General features: G+C 46.5%; 10 protein-coding genes and 1 rRNA gene. 10 read left to right on the top strand and 1 reads right to left on the bottom strand.

Annotated features, from left to right (window positions below; translation table 11 throughout):
- From rrf to rsmI, 10 genes are all read left to right on the top strand, one after another.
- Positions 1–83, top strand: a 5S ribosomal RNA gene (rrf, locus tag KNQ09_RS17655); the annotation flags it as partial.
- A 69-nt stretch (positions 84–152) separates the two neighbouring features.
- A complete protein-coding gene (locus tag KNQ09_RS17195) occupies positions 153–1,571 on the top strand; it encodes an aminotransferase class I/II-fold pyridoxal phosphate-dependent enzyme (protein WP_214859131.1) in 1,419 nt (472 codons plus the stop codon).
- A complete protein-coding gene (tmk, locus tag KNQ09_RS17190) occupies positions 1,568–2,206 on the top strand; it encodes a dTMP kinase (RefSeq protein WP_064301040.1) in 639 nt (212 codons plus the stop codon). Before KNQ09_RS17195 ends, tmk begins: the two co-directional genes overlap by 4 nt.
- On the top strand, positions 2,203–2,532 hold the full coding sequence (locus KNQ09_RS17185; protein ID WP_023466519.1) for a cyclic-di-AMP receptor: 330 nt from the start codon (positions 2,203–2,205) through the stop codon (positions 2,530–2,532). The genes tmk and KNQ09_RS17185 overlap by 4 nt, the downstream gene beginning before the upstream one ends.
- Positions 2,532–3,524, top strand: a complete 993-nt coding sequence (locus KNQ09_RS17180; RefSeq protein ID WP_050677360.1) for a DNA polymerase — start codon at positions 2,532–2,534, stop codon at positions 3,522–3,524. Before KNQ09_RS17185 ends, KNQ09_RS17180 begins: the two co-directional genes overlap by 1 nt.
- 6 nt (positions 3,525–3,530) lie before the next feature.
- Positions 3,531–4,361: a PSP1 domain-containing protein gene (locus KNQ09_RS17175; RefSeq protein WP_029343044.1), complete on the top strand. Its 831-nt coding sequence runs from the start codon at positions 3,531–3,533 to the stop codon at positions 4,359–4,361.
- An 8-nt stretch (positions 4,362–4,369) separates the two neighbouring features.
- The gene (gene yabA, locus KNQ09_RS17170) at positions 4,370–4,720 is read left to right on the top strand and encodes a DNA replication initiation control protein YabA (protein ID WP_119182633.1); all 351 of its coding nucleotides are present in this window, start codon (positions 4,370–4,372) and stop codon (positions 4,718–4,720) included.
- 51 nt (positions 4,721–4,771) lie between these two features.
- Complete coding sequence (locus KNQ09_RS17165; RefSeq protein ID WP_064301041.1) at positions 4,772–5,509, top strand: tRNA1(Val) (adenine(37)-N6)-methyltransferase; 738 nt, start codon at positions 4,772–4,774, stop codon at positions 5,507–5,509.
- Positions 5,502–5,756: a GIY-YIG nuclease family protein gene (locus KNQ09_RS17160; RefSeq protein WP_023466528.1), complete on the top strand. Its 255-nt coding sequence runs from the start codon at positions 5,502–5,504 to the stop codon at positions 5,754–5,756. The genes KNQ09_RS17165 and KNQ09_RS17160 overlap by 8 nt, the downstream gene beginning before the upstream one ends.
- Positions 5,753–6,610: a 16S rRNA (cytidine(1402)-2'-O)-methyltransferase gene (rsmI, locus tag KNQ09_RS17155; RefSeq protein ID WP_214859130.1), complete on the top strand. Its 858-nt coding sequence runs from the start codon at positions 5,753–5,755 to the stop codon at positions 6,608–6,610. Before KNQ09_RS17160 ends, rsmI begins: the two co-directional genes overlap by 4 nt.
- Positions 6,611–6,645: 35 nt before the next feature.
- Here the strand turns inward: rsmI and KNQ09_RS17150 are convergent, their stop codons facing one another.
- Positions 6,646–6,942, bottom strand: a complete 297-nt coding sequence (locus KNQ09_RS17150; protein WP_023466531.1) for a transition state genes transcriptional regulator AbrB — start codon at positions 6,940–6,942, stop codon at positions 6,646–6,648.
- Between the last annotated feature and the right edge of the window lie 294 nt (positions 6,943–7,236).

The raw sequence follows: 7,236 nt of genomic DNA, 5'->3' as shown, positions 1-7,236 counted from the left end.
CCCATGCCGAACACGGAAGTTAAGCACTTGAACGCCGAAAGTAGTTGGGGGCTTCCCCCTGTGAGGATAGGACGTTGCCAGGCACTTGACCGATCTGCAGATTGCAGGTCGGTCTTTTTGTGTAATCATTTTAGAGGAAAAGGAGTTTTTTCATGAAACACGAACTTCCTATTGTACATGCACTTCAACGCCATTTAGATCGAACGCCCATCTCATGGCATGTTCCTGGTCATAAGAATGGAACATTGACACCTCTTCCTGACTTCTTTAAATGGGACGTCACAGAATTACCTGGTCTAGATGATTTTCATCATCCGGAAGAGGCCATTGCAGACGCGATAGCTTTGCTGCAAAAAGTCTACGGTGCAAAAGCGAGTCATTTCCTTGTGAATGGTTCGACCGTTGGGAACTGGGCGATGCTTGCCGCTACAGCAACAAGAGGAGAGCGTGTTTATGTACAGCGTAATTCCCATAAATCGGTGTTCAATGCGTTAGAATGGCTGGGGATCGAACCGATCTTTCTTGAACCAGACATCCATGAGGAAACGGGAATCAGTGGACATGTTTCACGTGAAACATTAAAGGAAGCGTTTACGAAATACCCAGGAGGAGTCGGCGTGTTTATCACTTCACCGACCTATTACGGGGAAGCAGCTGATATCACGTCACTCGTTCAGCTCACAGCGTCGCACGGGCTCCCTTTATTAGTGGATGAAGCACATGGCGCACACTTCGGTGAAGCATTTGGTGTACGCTCTGCATTTGAATTAGGAGCAACTGCTGTTGTTCAGTCTGCTCATAAAACACTTCCAGCACTGACGATGGGAGCATGGATGCATGAGCGATTTTCGGAAAAGATGAGAAGAAAGTTACAGCGAGCGCTTCAAGCGTTTCAGACTTCGAGTCCTTCATATTTACTGCTGGCTTCATTAGACTATGCCCGTTCCTATCGTGAACAATGGACAGTTAAAGGTATGTCAGATATTCAGGCTAGTCATGATGCATTCATCGAAGCACTTCAACGGTTCGATCATATGACGGTCCTTCGATTCGATGATTGGTCACGGATGACATTAACGTATGAGGGATATTCAGGAGATGCGTTGCTGCACGCGTTACGAGCTGTTCAACTCGATGCAGAATTTGCTTTAGGAGATCACGTCGTCTGTATTTTGCCACTTCATCCGCTAGCTAAGTCTGAGCAGGCTGACTGGGTCCATCGTGTCGAACGAGCCATTCAAATGATGAAATCAGAAGGAATTCCTTTGAAAAGGTATATCGAGCAACCAATTATGGGTAAAATACAGGTATCTGCTTTAGCTTGTTCTTATGAACAGTTAGAACAAGCAACAGGTACGTTCCGTCAGCTGGATGAGTGTATCGGTCATGTTTCACTCGAAACGATTATTCCGTACCCGCCAGGCATTCCGTTGATTGTCAGAGGCGAACGCATTACGGCGGAACAGGTACTACGTTTACGACATTATCAAACCGTAGCCGTTCATTTGCAAGGGGGCGAACAATTGCAACGAGGAGCGTTACGCGTCATAGAGGAAGGGTTTGAAGGATGAAAGGTACGTTCATTACTGTCGAAGGACCAGATGGTGCCGGTAAAACGACACAACTACAATTGCTTAGTGATGTGTTAAAAGAAAAAGGCTATAACGTCATGACGACCCGTGAGCCAGGTGGCACACGCGTCGGGAACGAAATTCGTTCGTTGATTTTGAATCCTGATTTTGAAGAGATGAAAGAGATGACAGAAATTCTGTTGTATGCAGCGTCTCGTGCCCAGCATGTCGAGGAATTGATTCGACCGGCGTTAGAGGCAGGCACAATCGTTTTATGTGACCGATTCGTTGATGCGTCACTTGCGTATCAAGGGTATGGTCTTGGACATCCGATTGATCTCGTGCGTCAAATCAATGATTCTGCAACAGGTGGGTTAGCGCCAGACCGAACGTATTTATTTGATTTAACGGTAACGGATTCTAAAAAACGAATGATGGACCGGGGAGCACTTGATCGAATCGAGCAGCGAGATGATGCGTTTCGTGCCCGCGTCTATGAAGGTTTCCAACAGATTGCAATATCGGATCCGGAACGGGTGCAGATCGTACAAGCCAATCGATCGATTGAAGCGATTCATCAGGACTTAGTGGAAGATGTCATTACGTATTTAGAAGAAAAGGAGAGATTCTCATGAAAATGGTCATTACGATCGTTCAAGATAAAGATAGCTTACGTTTGGCGGAAGCACTTGTCGAGCATGATTTCCGAGCAACGAAACTAGCAACGACAGGTGGTTTTCTTAAAGAAGGGAACACGACGTTCATGATTGGTGTACAGAGTGAGCGTCTCGATGATTTGTTGCGATTGATCAAAAAGAACTGTTCAAGCCGCGAACAGATGGTTTCTCCAATCTCACCAATGGGTGGTCATGCCGATTCGTATATCCCGTACCCTGTTGAAGTCCAGGTAGGCGGGGCAACGGTCTTCGTCTTACCAATCGAAGGGTTTCATCAATTCTGATGCAGACGTTTCATGAATTGGAACAGACACAATCGGTCATTTCGACGATTCTTCAAAATTCGTTACGAAACGATCGAATCAATCACGCTTATATCTTCACCGGAGACTATGAGCCGCTTCTACTTGAAGCGGCTCACTTGTTCGCGAAAAGCCTTTTTTGTGAGGCCCCGGTTGATGTAGAGCCATGTGGTGTCTGTCGTAGCTGTCGGCGAATGGAAAGTGGCAACTTGGTCGATTATTATGAAATCGAACCAGATGGCGCGACCATCAAAAAAGAACAGATTCAACAATTGATGCATGATCTCTCACTCCGAGGACTCGAAGGCGATCGTCAGATTTATGTCATTACCCAGTCCCATAAGATGACTCCCCAGGCAGCAAACAGTTTGCTGAAGTTCTTTGAGGAACCAGGAGAAGGAAAAGTGGCATTATTGTTGACGAATCAACCCCAGCTCCTTTTACCGACGATTCGATCGCGGGGACAGTTATTAAGTTTTCGTCCGGCGGATCGTCAAATGATTGGCGAGGTTTTATCTGAAAAAACGGGACGGGACCACGAGTTGACGCAATTGGCAGCGCGTGTCTATCCAAAAGTCGAGGATGCAGAAGAAGCATTACTCGAAGACTGGTTTGTAAATGCGCGAGCGTCAGTGTTACAATTGATGGAGGAATTAGCGAATCGTCCGGCTGATTTACCACTGTTCGTACAAGAGAAATGGATGGGACAATTCAAGAACCGTCAGGATGTCCGAATCGGTCTTGAACTCGTCACCTGTTTCTTTGAGGATGTCTTACGTCTGAAACTGAATCCGGCGTGGGAAGGTATGACCTATACGAATAGTAAACCCCAACTTGAACAGATGGGGTCCAAGAGCCAGACGACGATCACCCGCTGGTTGCAAGCTGTGCTTGCCGCAGTAAGACGGGTCGAAGCGAATGTTAATCCCCAATTAACAGTTGAGCGTCTCATGTTTGACTTACAGAAAGGGTAGAGCGACATGCTAGAAGTAGTAGGCGTTCGCTTTAAAGAAGCGGGCAAAATTTATTATTTTGCACCTGGACAAGAGTCATTATCACGAGGACAAGCAGTCATCGTTGAGACGGTACGGGGCATTGAATATGGCGAAGTGGTCATCGCCGATAAACAAATGGACGAAGAAGATGTGGTGTTGCCACTGAAATCCATTCTTCGGATTGCTGACGATAAGGATGCAATGATCGTCCGCGAAAATAAAGTCGCAGCGCTTGATGCGCATGCGGTATGTGTCGAAAAAATCCGTGAACATAAACTCGATATGAAATTGGTCGATGTCGAGTACACGTTTGATCGCAATAAGGTCATCTTCTACTTCACGGCAGAAGGACGTGTTGATTTCCGTGAGCTCGTCAAAGATTTAGCGGCAGTCTTCCGGACGCGTATCGAACTCCGTCAAATCGGTGTTCGGGATGAAGCGAAGTTACTGGGAGGCATCGGTCCGTGTGGTCGTGTCTTATGTTGTTCATCTTTCCTCGGTGAGTTCGAACCGGTTTCGATCAAGATGGCAAAAGATCAAAACCTGTCGTTGAATCCGACGAAGATTTCAGGAGTATGTGGTCGTTTGATGTGCTGCCTGAAATACGAGAACGATACGTATGAAGAAATGCGCCGTGATTTGCCGGACTACGGAAAACGTTTGACAGTACCTGAAGGCGAAGGACGCGTCGTTGGTTTGAACATCCTCGATCAAGTCGTTCAAATCGAACTGAAGGATCGTTCCCGCGTCTTGACGTATTCAATGGAAGAACTATTATCCGTTGGTGCCGTAAAACCAAAACGACCAAAAGAATAACGGGGTGCATACGCGTGGAGAGAGTCGATAAAAAAGAAATCATTACGCGTGTCGATGCGATTGAGCAACAGATTCATTTGCTGACTGAGCATCTGAGCGTGTTAAAGGATCAGCTGGCTTACATGATGGAAGAGAACCAACATCTGTATCTGGAGAATCATCATCTTCGGGAAAAAGTCGAACGCGATGAACAACAGCCGGTCACGGAAGCGGAAGAAGCGGAAGCGGGCGTCGGTGCGGGCTACGATAATCTCGGACGATTGTACCAGGAAGGGTTCCACATCTGTAACTTGCATTATGGACAAGTACGAAAAGACGGCGATTGTCTCTTTTGCTTATCCATGTTAACGAAACATTGAGAGGCTGACTTCTACATGAGTCAGTCTTTTTTTCGGAAAGGAAGGCACGACATGTTTGAACTATTACCAGACGAACGACTTGATTATCTCTTAGGACAGGAAGGGAAGATCATTCAAAGTCCATCCGTCTTCTCGTATTCACTCGACGCGGCACTGCTCGCACGATTTGCGTGGGTCCCGATTCAACAGGGACGGATTGCCGATCTCTGTTCAGGAAACGGTGCAATTCCACTCTTTTTATCCTACCGGACGAAAGGGCAGATCACGGGTCTTGAAATCCAGCCGCGACTAGCGGAGATGGCACGACGGAGCGTCACCTTGAATGAACTGAACGACCGGATTGAGATGATTGAAGGGGACGTCAAAGAGGCGGGTACGCGTCTTGGATACGGCATCTATGATGCTGTCACCTGTAATCCCCCTTATTTTTTAGCAAACGAGACATCGAACCAAAACCAAAGTGAACATTATACGATTGCAAGACATGAAGTCCTCTGTACACTCGAAGACTGTATTCGAGGTGCATCTGATTTGTTGAAACAAGGCGGAAAGGCAGCGTTCGTTCATCGACCGGAACGACTGCTCGATATCGTTACCTTGATGCGGACGTATCGCTTGGAACCGAAACGGATGCAGCTGATTTATCCGAAAGCAGGGAAGGAAGCAAACATGCTGTTGATCGAGGGGATCAAGGATGCAAAACCTGGACTGAAGGTGCTTCCCCCGTTCATCGTCTATGAAGCGAACAACTCGTATGCGGCTCAGATGAAGGAACTGTTCAATGTCTGAGCATGCAGTCTATATCGTTCGTTGCCAAGATGATACGTATTATACGGGTTACGCGGTAGACGTCACGCAACGCATCGCGACACATAACGCAGGTAAGGGTGCGAAGTATACACGTGCCCGTCTACCGGTCGTCCTCGTTCATCAGGAGGTTTTTGCGACGAAGTCAGAGGCAATGAAGCGGGAATATGCGATTAAACAATTAACCCGTTCACAAAAAGAACGGTTGATTCAAGGAGGAACCTCATGAAAGCGACGAGTAGCTATCAACAGCAAGGAGCCGGTCTCTATATCGTCCCGACACCAATCGGAAATTTAGAAGACATGACGTATCGGGCCGTCCGGATCTTACAGGAATCCGATATCGTCGCAGCAGAAGATACCCGGCAGACGATGAAACTGTTTCGACATTTTTCGATTGAGACGAAGCTTGTCAGTTACCATGAACACAATAAACAAACAAGCGGCGAACGACTCCTCGCTGACTTAGAGGCAGGAAAACAAATCGCCCTCGTCTCCGACGCCGGCATGCCAGGTATCTCGGACCCGGGAAGCGACTTGATCCGCCAAGCGATTGCAGCAGACATCCCTGTCATCGTTCTTCCGGGTGCGAACGCTGCGTTAACAGCTCTGGTCGCGTCTGGTCTGTCGACGGAACGCTTTTTATATTACGGCTTTTTGCCACGGAAGAAAAAAGAACGTCGCGAAGCGTTAGAGCAATTGAAATACGAAATCGGAACGCTCGTCTTTTATGAAGCACCACATCGATTGAAAGAGATGTTGCAAGGGATCGAGGAAGTACTCGGCGATCGCCAGGTGACGTTAGCCCGGGAATTAACAAAACGGTACGAGGAGTACATTCGGGGAAGCGTGAGTGAATTACGTGCTTGGGCAGCAGAAGACGTTCGAGGTGAGTTCGTCGTTCTTGTCGAAGGGTCAAACGAAGAACGACCGGATGTGGTCATTCAAGACAGTGATCCACTCGAACAAATCCGTCGGTACATCGAAGAAGGCGAAAAGCCGAACGCGGCGTTGAAGCGTGTCGCAAAGGAACGGGGACTGGATCGTCAGGAACTATACCTTGCGTTTCACGAAGCAGATTAAAAAAAGGAAGCCCCGTCAGGAGCTTCCTTTTTTGTTTATTCGTTGCTTGCGTAATGACGATCGAGGAAATCTTTTAATTCAACGAGAACGCGTTGTGCGCCATCTGGTGAAAGAATCAATTTACCATCAGCCAATTTGAAGTTATCTTCTGATACTTCTCCTGTTACTTGGCAAGTCATGTTTGGTTTATATTTTTTAAGGATGATCTGTTCGTTGTCGACATAAATCTCGAGGGCATCCTTTTCTGCAATTTGAAGTGTACGGCGTAATTCGATTGGAATTACGACACGACCGAGCTCGTCTACTTTACGTACAATACCTGTTGATTTCATTTTGTTGTTCCTCCTTTGATGTCATGGATCTCTTTTTCTTTTGAAAAATCGTCAAAATTCGACATCGTTTCTATAGAATGTAGAATACTAGACTTTCCAAAAGTAGTCAACCAATCTGAATAGCTTGAAATCAAAATGTCATTTATTTCTCAAAAACACCATATTTGAAACGATTTATTAATACATTTTCCCTTTTTAAAGGAAATGAAACTATAGAGTGTGTTTTTTTGTAATTTGATGTCTGATGTCAAAAAATGTTTCGATTCGACAAAAAGTGAGTTTCGACATCAGTCC

Origin of the sequence: Exiguobacterium sp. s191, from assembly GCF_018618955.1 — a bacterium.
In the GTDB taxonomy this organism is placed as follows: Bacteria; Bacillota; Bacilli; order Exiguobacteriales; family Exiguobacteriaceae; genus Exiguobacterium_A; species Exiguobacterium_A abrahamii.
Note: the sequence above shows the minus strand (reverse complement) of the source record. Positions and strands in the feature narration are given on the sequence as shown.

What these genes read in the sequence shown, in the direction of transcription:
- KNQ09_RS17195 (WP_214859131.1), top strand. Translation starts at nt 153, where the DNA reads ATGAAACACGAACTTCCTATTGTACATGCACTTCAACGCCATTTAGAT.
- tmk (WP_064301040.1), top strand. Translation starts at nt 1,568, where the DNA reads ATGAAAGGTACGTTCATTACTGTCGAAGGACCAGATGGTGCCGGTAAA.
- KNQ09_RS17185 (WP_023466519.1), top strand. Translation starts at nt 2,203, where the DNA reads ATGAAAATGGTCATTACGATCGTTCAAGATAAAGATAGCTTACGTTTG.
- KNQ09_RS17180 (WP_050677360.1), top strand. Translation starts at nt 2,532, where the DNA reads ATGCAGACGTTTCATGAATTGGAACAGACACAATCGGTCATTTCGACG.
- KNQ09_RS17175 (WP_029343044.1), top strand. Translation starts at nt 3,531, where the DNA reads ATGCTAGAAGTAGTAGGCGTTCGCTTTAAAGAAGCGGGCAAAATTTAT.
- KNQ09_RS17165 (WP_064301041.1), top strand. Translation starts at nt 4,772, where the DNA reads ATGTTTGAACTATTACCAGACGAACGACTTGATTATCTCTTAGGACAG.
- KNQ09_RS17160 (WP_023466528.1), top strand. Translation starts at nt 5,502, where the DNA reads ATGTCTGAGCATGCAGTCTATATCGTTCGTTGCCAAGATGATACGTAT.
- rsmI (WP_214859130.1), top strand. Translation starts at nt 5,753, where the DNA reads ATGAAAGCGACGAGTAGCTATCAACAGCAAGGAGCCGGTCTCTATATC.
- KNQ09_RS17150 (WP_023466531.1), bottom strand. Translation starts at nt 6,942, where the DNA reads ATGAAATCAACAGGTATTGTACGTAAAGTAGACGAGCTCGGTCGTGTC.